This window comes from Nocardia alni, assembly GCF_019038435.1.
Lineage (GTDB): Bacteria > Actinomycetota > Actinomycetes > Mycobacteriales > Mycobacteriaceae > Nocardia > Nocardia alni.
Window position 1 is genome coordinate 1 of sequence record NZ_JAGPOX010000053.1, and the last position, 15,722, is coordinate 15,722.

Here is a 15,722-nt window from a genome sequence, read left to right on the forward strand (position 1 = left end):
CGTGCAACCAGTGGGTGCGGGTGGTGGATGGGGCGGTCGGCGGCGAGCAGGTGCTGCTGCATGTCGAGGCGGCGTCGAATCCGCTCATCCCGTTCTCCGGGCCGACCATGCTGGGGGACAAGCTCACCGCCGGTGACGAGCCGCAATATCGGCTGGGGCGAATGGATCTCGCGATATTCGACGACGAGGTGTGGCACCTGGTCCAGGATCTCGAGGTGCTCGGTGAGCTGATGCACGAGCTGCCGCAGGATTCCGCGCGCCGCTACGACATCGTGCGGGCGCTCGAGCGCGCACTGGACGCGATCGATCTGCAAGATGTGAATTCCACCGCCTCTGCGGCCCGGGAGTTGCTGGTGGATGTGCTCGCTGCCCCGGCTGTCGCGTCCGCGCATACGATCTACGCGACCGGGCACGCGCATATCGACTCGGCATGGCTGTGGCCGCTGCGCGAGACGGTACGCAAGGTCGCGCGCACCACCGCGAACATGACCGCGCTGCTGGCCGCCGAACCGGAATTCGTCTACACGATGTCCCAAGCGGCGCAATACGATTTCATCAAGCGGCACCGGCCCGAGGTCTACGAGAAGGTGAAGAAGGCGGTCTCGGAGGGGCGGTTCGTGCCGGCCGGGGGCATGTGGGTGGAGTCGGACACGAATATGCCGGGCTCCGAGGCGATGGCACGGCAGTTCGTGCACGGCAAGCGCTTCTTCCTGGAGGAGTTCGGCGTCGAGAACCAGGAGGTGTGGCTGCCGGACACCTTCGGCTTCGCCGCCGGGCTGCCGCAGATCATCCGGGCCGCCGGATCACGATGGCTGCTGACGCAGAAGATCTCGTGGAGCCAGACCAACTCGTTCCCGCACCACACCTTCCTGTGGGAGGGTGTGGACGGTACCCGGATCTTCACCCATTTCCCGCCGATCGACACCTACAACTGTTCGATGCAGGGTAGCGAGATCGCCCATGCCGCAAGGAACTTCAAGGACAAGGGCCGGGCGTCGGTCTCGCTGGCCCCGACCGGTTACGGCGACGGCGGTGGGGGGACCACCCGGGAGATGATCGCCAAGGCGGCCCGGATGCGGGACCTCGAGGGTTCGCCGAAGGTGGTGTGGGACAACCCCACCGGGTTCTTCTCCCGAGCCGAGGCCGACTACGAGAACCCGCCGGTATGGGTGGGCGAGCTGTATCTCGAACTGCATCGTGCGACGCTGACCAGCCAGGCGAAGACCAAACAGGGCAATCGGCGCAGTGAGAATCTGCTGCGTGAGGCCGAGCTGTGGGCCGCGACGGCTGCGGTGCGGGTGAAGGCCGACTACCCCTTCGAAGCGCTGGATCGGATCTGGAAAACCGTGCTGTTGCACCAGTTCCACGACATCCTGCCCGGCTCATCGATCGCTTGGGTGCACCGTGAGGCGGAACAGACGTACGCCGAGGTGGCCCTGGAGCTGGCGGAGATCATTGACACCGCTCAGTGGGCACTGGGTGGCAAACGGGTAGGCCCCAATGTCTTCAATGCGACCCCGCACGCCTGGTACTCGATTCCAGCCGGCGCTGCGGGGCCGAAATCGGCCGGTGCTCCCTGCTCGGTAGCCGAACGTGCCGACGGCGGATACGTTCTGGACAACGGCCTGCTGCGGGCGGTGGTGGACGCGCGCGGCCTGGTCGTATCGGTGTATGACCATGATCACGAGCGGGAAACGCTGCCGCCCGGAGCGGTCGCGAATCTGCCACAGCTACACCAGGATTACCCGAACGCCTGGGACGCCTGGGATGTCGATTCGTTCTACCGGAATCGAGTCGTCGACCTAACCGACACGGATTTCCTCGAGGGGGAGGTGGATTCGGACGGTTCGGGCGTCGTCCGGGTGGGCCGTGAGTTCGGGTCCTCCAAGCTCGAGCAGACCCTGACCCTCCGCGCCGACGCGCGGACCCTGGACATCGATACCGCCGTCGACTGGTACGAGACCGAGAAATTCCTGAAACTCGCCTTCCCCCTGGATATCCACGCCGACCGCTACGCCTCGGAGACCCAGTTCGGTCACCTGTTCCGCCCCACCCACGCCAACACCAGCTGGGAGTACGCGAAGTTCGAGGCGTGCAATCACCGCTTCGTCCACTTCGCCGAGCCGGACTGGGGTGTGGCCCTGACCACCGCCTCCACCTACGGCCACGATGTCACCCGCACGGTCCGCCCCGACGGCGGAACCACGACCACCCTGCGCTTTTCGCTGGTGCGCGCCCCCCGCTTCCCCGATCCGCAGACCGATCAGGGCGCACACCGCTTCCACCACACCCTGATTCCCGGAGCCTCGATCGGTGACGCCGTGCGCGAGGGATACCGTGCCAACCTCCCGCTGTCTGCTCGCGGTGTCGCCGAACCCGTGGCGCCGCTGTTCACCGTCGACGACGACGCCGTGGTGACCAGCGCCGTCAAACTGGCCGACGACGGCAGCGGCGATGTCGTCCTGCGGGTGTACGAAGCCCGGGGCGGGCGCGCCTCCGCCTTGGTGACCCCGGGCTTCGGCGTCGCCGGATTCCAGACCTGCGATCTGCTGGAACGGCCTGTGTCGGAAGGGACCACCGCGACCCGGGAGGGAATGGGAGTACGCCTGCGGCTGCGCCCGTTCCAACTCGTCACGCTGCGGTTCGAACGGTCCCCGGAAACTGCTGCCGAGTAGCCGCCGGCATGACGATTCGATAGGCTCACCGGACTGTGTGCTCAGGCCGGGCGGCCGCGGCGCGACTGTGCGAGACCGATCATGATATCGATGGCCAGGAAGCACACTAGAGTGACTCCGAGAAGCGGTGCGAACCAGCCGATCAGAGCGGCGGCGGCGATCGACGGGACCAGCACCACCGGCGGCAGTCGGCGCAGCATGCCTCGGAGTGGGGGAGTGCCGAACGCGAATCGGCTCGCACGGACAGGTCCGCGTTTCCACCACATCAGATAGCCGCGCACGATCACGGTGATCAACGCGATCATCGTTACCAGCAGCAGCAACTGGTTGGGCAGGCCGAACAGCATGCCCATATGCAGGGCAATACCCCAGTTGGCAAGCTTGGCCATGAACGGCCACGAGGAGTAGCGCAGCACATCGGTGACATTGCCGGTGCGGCCATCGATCGCGATCGAGTCCTGGGTGGGCGACCCCGGAATTCGTCGTTCCTTGACCACGAACGCGGTGTCATCGGTCGCGGGGACGGTGATCTCGACAGGGCCGTCGACTCCGTGGCCGCGTGCGGCGGCGAAGACCTTGTCCACCTGCGTCACTCGGTCGGCGGGCATCCGATACTGCCGCATGCTGTCCGATCCCGGCATCGGCATGTCCATACCCGGCATCATCTGTGAGTCGCCGTGGGGCGCACGGGATCCGGGGAGGGTTGTGCCGACCGCCGGTGCCTGCCAGTCGAGCTGCCGGCGCAGCGTGTCCACATGTGCGCCCGCATAGGTCGACCAGGTCATGCCCGTCGCGGACAGGAACAGCAGCGGAAGCAGAATCCACATGCCAACGGCCGCATGCCAGCTCAGCGTTCGGCCACGTCCGGTGCGCGAACGGTCGGGCCACAGCAGTCGTCGCGTCGCGACGCCGTCGCGGCGGTCGAGCACCCGCTTACCCCACACCGCGACCCCGGCCAGAGCGATGAGCCACAGCCAGGACGCGGCCAGTTCGCTGTACAGTCGCCCGGTCTGCCCCAGATGCAGATCCCGGTGCAGCTGATCGAGCCAGCTACGCAACGGCAGCGAATTGGTGCTGCCATAGACCACGCTTGCGCCGACCGGCCGCGCGGTCACCGGATTCACGAATACCGCGCGGTGCTCGGACTCTCCCAGGGACGAGTCCGCGAACAACACCTCGGTGGTATCGCCCGGCTTCGGTGCCGGATCGACCGCCGCCAGAACCAGATTCGGCTCGATTGCCGTCGCCGCCGCGACCTGGTCCGACAGCGGTCGCGCCGGTCCGGTCGAATCCACATGCAGCAGATTGCGATCCACGATCGACTCGACCGTCGGCGCGATGGAGTACAACGCGCCGGTGATCGCCGCGATCAGGATGAAGGGCGCGACGAACACACCCGCGTAGAAGTGCAGGCGCATCGCCAGGGCATAGAGCGTGCCGCGCGTTGGCGGCCGGGCAGGCGGTGGCGTGGAAGAGGATACGGGTAGTTCGGTGATGCTCATTGCGGTTCGACTCCTGTCGGGGCAGGCGCATGCTTCGGCCGCCCGGGTGAATCCCCGCCAGATGAACACGTCCGCCCCTCATTGCGGACGCCTTCGGTGCTGTCGCAGACGGCGATGTGCCGCATCCTGTCGTGCGCTGTTCCGGTGAGCTGCCCGTCATCCGGTGTGCGTGAGGCCGGGATCGGGCTGCACACCAGTGGGTTCCCGCCAGGAGTACACCGTGACAGCGGCCGGCTCCTGGATGCACGGTCGGTGACACAGCCGATCCTCGGCGGCTCAGTGGATTCCGGTGCGGGCGTCGACAGAATGTAAGGATTCACCCGGTGGCAGAGCGACCCGCCGATCGATGGCGACGGTCGCGCATACGCTCTTCACGCGCGAAAGATCCGCGCGCGCGGGGTGTACGAATGAATATCCGGCGCTCAGGCCGGAGTCAGGAGAGGCGGCCCGCGGGTTCGCAGCGAGTCCGTCGCGAGAATCCGCTGAACAATGTTGTCGCGGTGGGTAATCCGCAGTGATGATGCACTCTGAATCGCCGGGGGCCGCACCAGAATCGGCAGCATCCGCGACAGCACGGAACACAGTTCCCGGTACGCGGCCTCGGCGCCCTGGATGACGACCGCCGCGACGAGCGCCGCCGCGATATGCGCGCCCAGCATCTCGGAACTCCACATCGACCGCTCGTGCATCATCCCGACCATGTCGATCGCGAGTGCGCAGTGGCCGAGCACCTGGCCGCCGACCAGCGCAACGGCCAGCCCGAGCCGGGTGGTACGCAACGGCCGCAGACCCGTGACGAGCGCACCCACCACGGCGCAGACCCCCACCAGCAGGATCAGGGTGCTCGATCGCACCGGCATCCCCTGGGCGGTCCAGCCGTGCGCGGCGATCGCCAGCGCCCCGGAGACCGCACCGGCCGACCCGCCACGCACCCGCGCGGCGGCGTGACGTCGCCGCGCCGACACGAGGGCCGGGGTGCGGCCGGGGACGAGGATCACCGACTGATGATAACCGAGAGGTGGCGGCCGGATATCCGGCCACCTTCGGAATCAGCCGGCGTTCTCGGTGTTCACCAACTGCTTGCGAAGCAGCTTCCCGGTCGCGTTGCGTGGCAGCTCATCCAGGAAGATCACCTCGCGCGGCACCTTGTACCGGGCCAGGTTGGCCTTGACGAAGTCCTTGATCTCCTGCTCGTCGCGTGACGCGTCCGGCCCCGGAACGACGAAGGCGCGCAGGCGTTTTCCGAACTCTCGATCATCCACGCCGACGACGGCGGCCTCCAGCACGTCGGGGCGCCCGGCGAGCAGGTGCTCGACCTCCTGCGGGAAAACGTTCTCGCCGCCGGAGACGATCATGTCGTCGTCACGTCCGTCGATGAACAGCAGACCGTGCTCGTCGAAGTGACCGACATCGCCGCTGGACATCATTCCGTCGACGGTTTCCTTGGTGCGCCCGTCGGTGTACGCGGTGAACGAATGCGAGTTCTCGATGAAGATCGTGCCCGTCACGTGCGGGCGGGTGATGCGTGCGCGGTTCTCGTCGTACAGCGCCAGGCGGATGCCGACGGGCGGGCGGCCCGCGGTATCCGGGGCGATGCGCAGATCCTCCGGCGTGGCCACGGTGATCAGCGCGCATTCGGTGGAGCCGTACACGTTGTAGAGCGCGTCGCCGAAGTAGTCGAGGCTGCGGGTGACCACGTCCGGCGGGATTGCCGACCCGGCGGCGAAAATCATTCGCAGCGAGGACATGTCGTACTTGCGCAGGGTCTGTTCGGGCAGATCGAGTATGCGCTGCAACATCGTCGGCACCACGACCAGGGACTGCGCCCGGTACCGGGTGATATTGGCCAGCGTGCGCTCCGGATCGAAGCGACGCTGCTGGAAGATCATCCGATTGCCCAGCGCCAGACCGAGGGTGAACTGGGACAGGCCCGTGGCATGGAAGATGGGTGCGGCGATCACCATGGAACCGTTGCGCGGCAACGGAATACGATCCAGGAATTGCGCGGAGATGAAGGGGCTCACCTTTTCTCGTGGCGCGCCCTTGGGTGTCCCGGTGGTGCCACTGGTGAGAATGACCGTGCCGCCCGGCTTTTCGGGCGCCGGCACGGCATCGGTGGGGTGTCCCTGGATCAGCGAATCCAGCGTCGGGATCGAGGGGTCGACGCCGTCCTTCTCGTCCACCCAGGTCAGGATGCGGGGGATGTCGGCCGGGATCGCGCTCATCAGCTCGACGAATTCACTGTCGTGCAGTACGGCCTTCACGCCCTCGCGCGCGGCCACATCGGCCAGCTGCGGTTTGGCGAATCCGGTGTTCATCAGCACCGCCCGCACGCCCAGCTTGCCGGTGGCGGCCAGGCTCAGCACCATGCCACGATGGTCGCGCGCCAGCACCGCGATCACATCGCCCTGCCGCAGGCCCTGTTCGGCCAGGCCGCGGGCCAGCTGGTTGGCCTGGGCGTCGACCTCGCCGAAGGTCAGCTCGCCGCGCTCGTCCAAGAGGGCCGGGGAGTCGGTGTTGGTCTTGGCCGCGTGCATGATGACCCCGGCGAACGGCCCGTATCTGCCCACGTTCAGCGCCGAACTCACGGCCTGGTCCAGGCGCAGCGGATTGAACAGCCCGCGCTTGACCATGGCGTTGACGCTCAGCGCGAAATTCTGCGCCTTGCGGACCGCGGTGCTCGCCGACGGAGCGGACATGGTTCACCCTTCCGCGATTCGCCGGATCACGCCGGACGGACCGCAACATCGAGATCCAGTGCGAGTGCTAACTCTAGCAAGCGCGCCAGCTAGCAGCGTGCGCTTCTGTGTTACTGACAGTACCCTTAACGATCTCCGGGTAGCTACTCGTCGGTAGTTTTCATGTCGACCTCACAATATCCCTGCTCCGGGACCATGCTGAGGTCTACTCGATCCGGTATTCCACCAGCTCACGGCGCAGCAGTTTGCCGGTGGCGTTGCGGGGCAGTTCCTCGAGGAAGATCACCTCGCGTGGCACTTTGTACCGGGCCAGATTGGCTTTCACGTACGCCTTGATCTCCTCGGCGTCCCGCGCCGCGCCGGGTTCGGGCACGACGAAGGCGCGCAGCCGCTTGCCGAACTCCACATCGTCCACCCCGACCACCGCGGCATCGAAGACGTCCGGCCGCTCGAGCAGGAGATTTTCCACCTCCAGCGGGAAGACGTTCTCGCCGCCGGACACGATCATGTCGTCGTCGCGGCCGTCCACGAACAGCAGCCCGTGCTCGTCGAAATGCCCGACGTCGCCCGAGGACATATAGCCGTCGATGAACTGCTTGTTGCGCCCGTCGGTGTAGCCGTCGAAGGGCAATCCGTTGCGGACGAAGATGCGGCCGGTGACATGCCGCTCGCGGATGCGACGGCCCTGATCGTCGAACAGGACGACCTCGCAGGTGACCGGCGCGCGCCCCGCGGTGCCGGGCGCGAGCGCCAGATCCTGCGGCGTCGCGACGGTCGCGACGGCGCATTCGGTCGACCCGTAGAGGTTGTGCAGGACCGGGCCGAAGGCCTGGGCGGCGCGCACGGCCAGCTCGGGCGACAGCGCGGAACCCGCCACCAGGATCGTCCGCAGCGAGCTCAGGTCGTACCGTTGGCGGATCGCCGGATCCAGCTCCACCATGCGGTGCAGCATCGTCGGCACCGCCACCAGCATCTGCACCCCGTGCTCGGCGATCTTGCGCAGCGTGTCCTCGGCGTCGAACCGGCGCGTGGTGACGACCGTATTCCCCCCGCCGGCGCCGACCAGCCACATCGCCTGGCCGGTGCTGTGGAAGATCGGCGAGGTGATCATCATCGTGCCCTGCCGGGGGAACGGAATCCGGTCCACCACCTGCACCGTCGCCAGCGGAGATGTCTTGCCGCGCGCCGCACCCTTCGGCAGCCCGGTGGTGCCGCTGGTGAGGATGACCATGCCACCCGCGCTGTCCGGCAGCGGCAGTTCGGTGCTCGAATTCGCGGCGATCAGCTGCTCGATGGTGGTCGCGCCGGGCGGGAGTTCGGCGCCCTCGTCCACCCAGGTGAGCACCCGCGGCAGGTCAGGGGGCAGCGCGTCGAGCAGGCCGAGGAATTCGCTGTCGTGCAGCACCGCCTTGACGTTCTCCCGCTCGCAGACCTGTGCGAACTGGGGTTTCGCGAAACCGGTGTTCATCAGTGCGAGCCGGGCTCCGGCCTTGCCCGCCGCGGCCATGGCCAGCAGCAGTCCGTGGTGGTCGCGGGCCAGGATGGCGATCACCGTGCCCGGTGCGATACCCATACCCTTCAGGCCGCGGGCCAGCGCGGTGGACTGCTGGTCCAGCTCGCGATACGTCATCGAGCCGCGCTCGTCGATCACCGCGGGGCGATCCGGCCACATCCGCGTCGCGTGCCGCACCGCCATGGCCTGTGAGCCCAGCGCCGCGCCCTCCTTGGCGCTGCGCAGCAGCTCCTGGAGATTGCGCGGATCGATGAACCCACGCTCCCGCAGGACGTTGAGGCCCCGAATCGTCTCGACTGCCTGAATTGCGGTGCGTTGCACCTGTTCCAGCACCGACGCCATTTACGACCACCTTTGCGCCCAACCCGACCGGTGTTTGGACCGTAGCAGGGGAAACGGAGGCGGGATATGGAAATTCGGCCACATCGGGCGCGATGGTTCGTGCTAGGTGTCGCTGTGCGCGGCGGACACGTCGTCCCGCGGGTGCTGATGCTTGTGCCGGGATTTGGCGGCGACGGCGTGTGGGATCGTGCCGAGGCCCGCACCGAGCAGTGCGCAGGAGATGATTCCGACACAGAAGATGAGCACACCCGTGGACATGGCCGCGTGCGTGGTGAAACCCATGCCGAACGCGAAGATCAGCACGGCTGACGCCGCGATCGCCAGCGCTATGAGTCTTTTCCGCATACGCATCCCCCTGTAGGAACACAGTGGTCGGCACGACCCGATGGTGGCCCGAGTGAGCGCCTCCCCCGAGTGGAGACCGTCGCGCAAGATCATGGTGACGGTAGGGGGAACGTGCCGCCAGTGGCCAGTGTCAGATTACGTCGGATAGGGGACCAAAGTCCCTAATTCGATGGACCGATATCCCGTCGATGTATGACAGCTGGAAATTGTGACGTTCCGACATACCGACCTGTCGGCACGCTATTCGCGACCATTGCCGATCCCGGCGAACGCGACACTCGCCCCGGTGTCCGGTGCGAAAGTTGCGGGATGTGGTGGATTGCCGGGGCGTTCGCGGTGGTGTTGGGAGCGTCGGCGGATCGGTACGGATATCACCGGGACGAGATGTATTTCCTGGCGGCCGGACGGCATCCGAGCTGGGGGTATCCGGATCAGCCGCCGCTGACGCCGATGCTGGCGCGGGGGATGGCGGCGATCGACCCGCATTCTCTTGTGCTGCTGCGGGTTCCGGCGATCGTCGCGGCGACGGTGGTGGTCGTGTGCGCGGGGCTGATGGTGCGGGAGATGGGCGGCGGGCGCGGGGCTCGGGCACTGGCGTCGGGAGCGGTGGGTTCGGCCGCGCTGTTGATGGGGGCCGGGCATACGCTCAACACGGAGGTGTTCGATCTCGCGTGCTGGTCGCTCGTCACGCTCGTGATGCTGCGAATCGTGCGGGAGACGGCCGACTTACGGTGGTGGCTCGTGGTCGGGGTGCTGGTGGGCATCGGGCTGCAGAACAAGGCGCTGCTGATCTTTCCGGTGCTCACGCTGGTCGTGGGGCTGCTGTTGGCCGGGCCGCGAAAAGTGTTTGCCACCTGGTATTTTGCCGCGGCGATCGGGATAGCCGTGGTGATCTGGTTGCCGAATCTGTGGTGGCAGGCGCAGAACGGATGGCCGCAGGTGCAGATGGGGCGGGCCATCGCGGGCGGCTCCTCGGGCACCTCGAACACCACTCCACAGTTCATCGTGTTGCAGCTGGGGCTGATGGGACCGTTGTCGGCGCCGCTGTGGGGGTTCGGGGTGTGGCGGCTGTGGCGCGAACCTCGCTACCGCGGGTTCGCGGTGAGCTATGTCCTGTTGTTCGTGGTGTATCTGGTGACCGTCGCGAAGGCGTATTACCTCGGTAGCATGTATCCGATCCTGGTGGCCGCCGGTGCGATTCCGGTCGCCCGCTGGCTGAGCGAGCATCGGCGCTGGTGGGCGGCGGTGGGCTCGGCGCTGGTGGTGAACGCCGTCATCTCGGCGCTGTTGTTCCTGCCCGTTCTGCCTGTCGCCGCGCAGCGAGGCAGGGTCCTGCGGGCGATCAATCCCGACGCGGTCGAGACCATCGCCTGGCCCACCTATATTCGTCAAATAGCCGACGCCCGTGCGCGATTCGCGCCGCGGGCCCAGCTGTTCACCGACAACTACGGCGAGGCCGCCGCCATCGAACGCTTCGGCGGCCCCTACCGCCTGCCTACCCCGTACAGCGGCCACAATTCGTATTGGTGGTGGGGGCAGCCCCCGGGCTCCGTGCCGGTGCTCACCGTGGGGGTCCAAACCTCGCAACTGCGCAGGATGTGCACCACCGTCACACCGGCGGGACGGCTGGACAACGGCTCGGGCCTGCGCAACGGTGAACAACACGCGCCCTTGTTCGTCTGCGTGCCGCGCTACTCGTGGTCGACCCTGTGGCCGCACCTCGAACATCTGGCGTAACAGCGGTCCGGATGCGGTGGCGGCTGCGAATCACAGGTGTGCGCGCCCCGACGCAGATCACAGTCTTGCACCTGCGGTCGACGCAGTTCTTACTCCGAAGTAAGATAGGCTTACTCGAAAGTAAGAAAGCTGGGGACGACCCGATCGCCCACACCCACCGAAAAGACTGGTGATTATGAGCACTCGAGACACCGCAACGACGCGACGTCCGGATTCCGCCGTCGGCCTGAACCCGGTCAAGCGCGACTGGATGGGCGCGGCCATGCGGGTCATGTCGACCATCACCGGCTCGGAACTGGCCGAGAAGTATAATCTGCGCAAGCCCATCGATCGCATCACGTACGAGGGCACCAAGACCGGTTTCCGCACCCTGGGCGCCGCGACTCGCGCGTTCGCCAAGGTGTCCGGCGGTGGCAAGCCCAAGCGGCTGCCCGCCAACGAGTCACGCACCAAGGATTACTTCGATCTGACGCCGTCGGACGAGCAGCGGATGATCGTGGAGACCGTGCGCGATTTCGCCGCGGAGATCCTGCGTCCGGCCGCGTACGAGGCCGACAGCGCCGCGAAGGCGCCGCGCGATCTGCTCGAGCGGGCCGCCGAGCTGGGCATCACCCTGATCAATGTGCCCGAGGAGCTCGAGGGCGCGGCCACCGAGCGCGGCGCGGTCACCAACTCCCTCGTCGCCGAGGCGCTCGCGCACGGTGATATGGGGCTGGCGCTGCCGATCCTGGCGCCCTCGGGTGTGGCGGTCGCGCTGTCGCAGTGGGGTACCGACGCGCAGCAGAAGACCTATCTGGGCGCGTTCACCGGCGAGAACGTACCGCAGGCCTCGGTGGTCATCAGCGAGCCGCGCGCCCTGTTCGACCCGTTCGCGTTGCGGACCAAGGCGACTCGCTCGCCCAGCGGCTACCGCCTCGACGGCGTCAAGAGCCTCGTCCCGGCCGCCGGTGACGCCGAGCTGTTCGTGGTCGGCGCCGAACTCGACGGCCGCCCGGCGCTTTTCATCGTCGAATCCGATACTCCCGGTCTGGCGGTCGAGGCGGATCCGAGCATGGGCCTGCGCGCCGCGGGCCTGGGCAGGCTGATTCTGGACAACGTCGCGGTGACAACCGAGGCCCTTCTGGGAGAGGGTGATTCGGCGCAGCACGCGCAGGACTACGCCGACGCGGTGCGCCTGGCCCGCCTGGGCTGGGCCTCGCTCGCGGTCGGCACCGGGCAGGCCGTGCTGGACTACGTGATCCCGTACGTGAACGAGCGTGAGGCATTCGGTGAGCCGATCTCGCATCGTCAGGCGGTCGCGTTCATGGTCGCCAATATCGCGATCGAGCTGGACGGCATGCGCCTGGTGACGCTGCGCGGCGCCGCCCGCGCCGAGCAGGGCCTGTCGTTCGCCCGGGAGGCGGCGCTGGCCAGGAAGCTGGCCACCGACAAGGGCATGCAGATCGGCCTGGACGGGGTGCAGCTGCTGGGCGGGCACGGATTCACCAAGGAACACCCGGTCGAGCGCTGGTACCGCGACCTGCGGGCCATCGGAATCGCCGAGGGCGTGGTGCTGGTGTAGGGCGCTCGCCCACTCCGGAACCCAACGCCCCCAAGACCTTCGACGGAGCCAATCCCATGATCAATCTCGAACTCCCCAAGAAGCTGCGGTTCAGCGCCAATCAGGCCCATCAGGTCGCCGCGCAGATCTTCCGCCCGATCTCCCGTAAATACGATCTGGCCGAACACGATTACCCGGTCGAGCTGGACACCATGTCCGCCATGGTGGAGGGCCTGGCCGATTCGGGCACCCAGGACATCTCCGGCGCCACGGGCGGGCGCAAGGCCGAGGGCGAGGGTGACGCGGATCCCCACGCCACCGAACTGCTCGGAAACTCCAACGGCGGCAATATGTCCGCGTTGCTCAACGCCCTCGAGACCTCCTGGGGCGATGTCGGCCTGATGCTCTCGATCCCCTACCAGGGCTTGGGCAACGCCGCCATCGCCGCGGTGGCCACCGACGAGCAGCTCGACCGGTTCGGCAAGGTGTGGGCCGCGATGGCCATCACCGAACCCTCCTTCGGCTCCGATTCCGCGGCGGTCAGCACCACCGCGGTGCTCGACGGCGACGAGTGGGTGCTCAACGGCACCAAGATCTTCGTCACCGCGGGCTCTCGCGCCACCCATATCGTGGTGTGGGCCTCGGTCGACCGATCCAAGGGCCGCGCCGCCATCAAGTCGTTCGTGGTGCCGCGAGATGCCAAGGGTCTCAGCGTCGCCCGGCTCGAGCACAAGCTCGGCATCAAGGCCTCCGATACCGCCGAGCTGCGGCTCGAGGACTGCCGGATTCCGAAGGACAACATCCTGGGCAGCCCGGAAGTCAACGTGGAGAAGGGTTTCGCGGGGGTCATGCAGACCTTCGACAACACCCGTCCGCTGGTAGCCGCGATGGCCATCGGCGTCGGCCGCGCCGCGCTCGAGGAACTGCGGGCCGTACTCACCGACGCCGGCGTGGAGATCTCCTACGACATCCCCGCGATGAACCAGCCCGCCGCGGCCGCGGAATTCCTTCGGATGGAGGCGGATTGGGAGGCCGCCTACCTGCTCGCGCTGCGGGCCGGATGGATGGCCGACAACAAGAAGCCGAACAGCCTCGAAGCGTCCATGTCCAAGGCCAAGGCGGGCCGCATGGGTACCGACGTCACCCTCAAGGCTGTCGAATTGGCCGGGGCCCTGGGCTATTCGCAGCGCACCCTGCTGGAGAAGTGGGGCCGCGACAGCAAGATCCTGGACATCTTCGAAGGCACCCAGCAGATCCAGCAGCTCATCGTCGCACGCCGGGTGCTGAACCTGACCAGCGACAAGTTGAAATAGGAAGGGGGAGACCGGTGCGAGTCGCGCGCCGGTCTCCTCGTTCCGGGGGCGCGGCTAAGGCCGGTGCTCCGATGATGCGCTCATTGGCACACCGCCTCGATCTCCACCAGCTGCTCCGCGCGGCATACGCCGACATTGAAGTAGGCGATCTCGGAATAGGCCGGGAGTATCCGCGAGCAGATGTCGCGGACGACGGGCACGTTCTCGCGGTCGCGCACATAGACCTTGACCTGGTCGAGATTCCGTACGACGAACCCGTCGCAGCCCAGCCCGTACCGGCTCAGGTTGTAGCCTCCGATGAGCGCGGCGATATTGTCCAGGGCCTCGACGGTCTGCCGTTCGACGTCGTCCAGGTCCGGAGTGTCACCGCCCAGGGAGCTCGCCGCCCCCGAAATGAACAGACTTCCGGTCCCGTGCTGCTTGAGATATGTCGCCCGGGTGCAGCTCGGGGGCGGCCCGTATCCGGCCCGGCCCTCGCACCCCGGGATCTGCGGTGGATTCTCCAGATGGACGGTCCGGCCCGGTTTCGTGGCGATGAAACAGAGGTCGACGCCGGGGCTGAGCGTGCCGATCACGGTCGCGGCCGGCATCGGCTGGAACTGCTGCTCCCAGGCCGCGAACGCATCGGCCCGACCGGCGCGGAAGTCCCGGTAGGTCTGCGCCCGCTTGGCGTCGTGGACGGTGGTGCCGCCGATGAGGTTCCACATCCGGACCAGATCGGTATATCCGTGTACCCAGGCGAATCGCATGGCGGTCTCGTACAGCTCGCGCACCCCCTCCCGGGACACGCTTCGCGGCCGGAGGCGCACGGCGTAGAACAGATACTCGCCGTCCTCGGCGAAGACGGCGTCCCCGGCCATCCCGCTGCGCACCGGCAGGGTGGTCCGCCAAATCTCTTCGGCGACAAGGTCTATCCCGCTCGCCATATGGGTGGTCAGATGCGGCGCGCCGTCGACGAGATCGGGCGGCGCCGGTGCGATGGCAAAGCTGATGCGCCCCAGGATATTCCCGTGCGCCCCACTGGCCGACTCCGAATGTACGACGCCAGGAACCAATTCGGACCACAGGCCTCGTACGCAGCCCCCGAGCTGCTGGTTGTTCATGACTTCCTGTCCCGGATAGCTCCTCGGGAATATGACGCCGGGAAGCGTAACATGACGCCATTTGGTGTGACGTTAATCCAGTGTTAATTACCCCGGGGTAACAATTTATGGCCGCAGGTGTGACAGGACCGGCTCATGCAGCAGGGCGTTGGTTGCCACGGCGCTGCCGGAATGGGGGCCGGGGGCGCCGTCCAGGGCGGTGAAGGCGCCGCCTGCCTCGCGGACCAGGATGTCCAGGGGGGCGAGATCCCAGAGGGAGACCTCGGGTTCGGTGGCGATGTCGACCGCGCCCTCGGCGACGAGGCAGTAACTGTAGAAGTCGCCGTAACCCCTGGTGCGCCAGACGGTGTCGGTGAGGGCGACGAGTTGGTCGCGCAGGCCGCGGTCGCGCCAGCCGGACAGGCTGGAGATGGACAGGCTGGCGGAGTCCAGTTCGGAGACCGCGGATACCGAGATCTGCTGGGGTTCAGCGTATTCCGCGCGCATCCAGGCGCCCGAGCCGGACGCGGCCCACCAGCGGCGGGACAGCGCGGGTGCGCTGACCACGCCGACCACCGGCACGCCGTCCTCGAGCAGGGCGATCAGCGTCGCCCAGATCGGCACGCCGCGCACGAAGTTCTTGGTGCCGTCGATCGGGTCGATCACCCACTGGCGGCCGGTGAGTTCGACGCTCCCGCCGAACTCCTCACCCAGCACCGCATCCGACGGATGATGGCGCCCGAGCGTTGCCCGGAGCGCCTTCTCCACCGCCAGATCGGCATCGGACACCGGCGTCAGATCGGGCTTGCTGTCCACCCTGAGATCCAGCGCGCCGAACCGGGCGCGGGTGATGCCGTCGGCCTCGTCGGCCAGGCGCAGAGCGAGATCCAGATCGGCGGTGTAGTCGGTCACTGGTCCGAGAATACCGTCGGCGGCCACGGCCCGGATTCGCAGCCGGGTGCGGTTGCGTGATA

11 protein-coding genes are annotated in these 15,722 nt (G+C 67.2%); 4 read left to right on the top strand and 7 right to left on the bottom strand.

Annotated elements, in window-relative coordinates:
- The coding region (locus JZ791_RS20845) for an alpha-mannosidase (protein ID WP_216896847.1) at positions 1-2,675 on the top strand (2,675 nt) is incomplete at its 5' end.
- 41 nt (positions 2,676-2,716) lie between these two features.
- Here the strand turns inward: JZ791_RS20845 and JZ791_RS20850 are convergent.
- The 5 genes from JZ791_RS20850 to JZ791_RS20870 all read right to left on the bottom strand — a co-directional run bounded on the left by JZ791_RS20850 (position 2,717) and on the right by JZ791_RS20870 (position 9,076).
- The gene (locus tag JZ791_RS20850; RefSeq protein WP_216896848.1) at positions 2,717-4,177 is read right to left on the bottom strand and encodes a PepSY-associated TM helix domain-containing protein; all 1,461 of its coding nucleotides are present in this window, start codon (positions 4,175-4,177) and stop codon (positions 2,717-2,719) included.
- A gap of 422 nt (positions 4,178-4,599) precedes the next feature.
- A complete protein-coding gene (locus tag JZ791_RS20855) occupies positions 4,600-5,175 on the bottom strand; it encodes a hypothetical protein (protein WP_254206038.1) in 576 nt (191 codons plus the stop codon).
- A 51-nt stretch (positions 5,176-5,226) separates the two neighbouring features.
- Positions 5,227-6,876 carry an acyl-CoA synthetase gene (locus tag JZ791_RS20860; RefSeq protein ID WP_216896849.1) on the bottom strand — a complete coding sequence of 550 codons (1,650 nt, stop codon included), beginning with the start codon at positions 6,874-6,876 and terminating at the stop codon, positions 5,227-5,229.
- 205 nt (positions 6,877-7,081) lie between these two features.
- The gene (locus JZ791_RS20865; protein ID WP_216896850.1) at positions 7,082-8,731 is read right to left on the bottom strand and encodes an acyl-CoA synthetase; all 1,650 of its coding nucleotides are present in this window, start codon (positions 8,729-8,731) and stop codon (positions 7,082-7,084) included.
- 102 nt (positions 8,732-8,833) lie between these two features.
- Positions 8,834-9,076 carry a hypothetical protein gene (locus JZ791_RS20870; RefSeq protein ID WP_216896851.1) on the bottom strand — a complete coding sequence of 81 codons (243 nt, stop codon included), beginning with the start codon at positions 9,074-9,076 and terminating at the stop codon, positions 8,834-8,836.
- A 309-nt stretch (positions 9,077-9,385) separates the two neighbouring features.
- Here JZ791_RS20870 and JZ791_RS20875 point away from each other — a divergent pair, with 309 nt between their 5' ends.
- The 3 genes from JZ791_RS20875 (at position 9,386) to JZ791_RS20885 (ending at position 13,666) form a co-directional block, all read left to right on the top strand.
- Positions 9,386-10,813 carry an ArnT family glycosyltransferase gene (locus JZ791_RS20875; RefSeq protein WP_216896852.1) on the top strand — a complete coding sequence of 476 codons (1,428 nt, stop codon included), beginning with the start codon at positions 9,386-9,388 and terminating at the stop codon, positions 10,811-10,813.
- A 169-nt stretch (positions 10,814-10,982) separates the two neighbouring features.
- Positions 10,983-12,374 (top strand): acyl-CoA dehydrogenase family protein, encoded by a 1,392-nt coding sequence (locus tag JZ791_RS20880; RefSeq protein ID WP_438804548.1) that lies wholly within the window; start codon positions 10,983-10,985, stop codon positions 12,372-12,374.
- Between the two features lie 56 nt (positions 12,375-12,430).
- Positions 12,431-13,666, top strand: coding sequence for an acyl-CoA dehydrogenase family protein (locus JZ791_RS20885; RefSeq protein WP_216896854.1), 1,236 nt, complete (start codon positions 12,431-12,433; stop codon positions 13,664-13,666).
- An 80-nt stretch (positions 13,667-13,746) separates the two neighbouring features.
- On the opposite strand, the gene JZ791_RS20890 is transcribed toward JZ791_RS20885, so the two are convergent.
- Together JZ791_RS20890 and hisN are read right to left on the bottom strand one after the other, a co-directional pair.
- On the bottom strand, positions 13,747-14,769 hold the full coding sequence (locus JZ791_RS20890) for a chorismate transformation FkbO/Hyg5 family protein (protein WP_216896855.1): 1,023 nt from the start codon (positions 14,767-14,769) through the stop codon (positions 13,747-13,749).
- A 105-nt stretch (positions 14,770-14,874) separates the two neighbouring features.
- Positions 14,875-15,660, bottom strand: a complete 786-nt coding sequence (gene hisN / locus JZ791_RS20895; protein ID WP_216896856.1) for a histidinol-phosphatase — start codon at positions 15,658-15,660, stop codon at positions 14,875-14,877.
- Positions 15,661-15,722 lie beyond the last annotated feature (62 nt).

Bases quoted from the DNA above. Each gene is read 5' to 3' on its own strand.
- JZ791_RS20890 (WP_216896855.1), bottom strand. From the start codon at position 14,769: ATGAACAACCAGCAGCTCGGGGGCTGCGTACGAGGCCTGTGGTCCGAA.
- JZ791_RS20860 (WP_216896849.1), bottom strand. From the start codon at position 6,876: ATGTCCGCTCCGTCGGCGAGCACCGCGGTCCGCAAGGCGCAGAATTTC.
- JZ791_RS20865 (WP_216896850.1), bottom strand. From the start codon at position 8,731: ATGGCGTCGGTGCTGGAACAGGTGCAACGCACCGCAATTCAGGCAGTC.
- JZ791_RS20870 (WP_216896851.1), bottom strand. From the start codon at position 9,076: ATGCGGAAAAGACTCATAGCGCTGGCGATCGCGGCGTCAGCCGTGCTG.
- JZ791_RS20875 (WP_216896852.1), top strand. From the start codon at position 9,386: ATGTGGTGGATTGCCGGGGCGTTCGCGGTGGTGTTGGGAGCGTCGGCG.
- JZ791_RS20885 (WP_216896854.1), top strand. From the start codon at position 12,431: ATGATCAATCTCGAACTCCCCAAGAAGCTGCGGTTCAGCGCCAATCAG.
- JZ791_RS20850 (WP_216896848.1), bottom strand. From the start codon at position 4,177: ATGAGCATCACCGAACTACCCGTATCCTCTTCCACGCCACCGCCTGCC.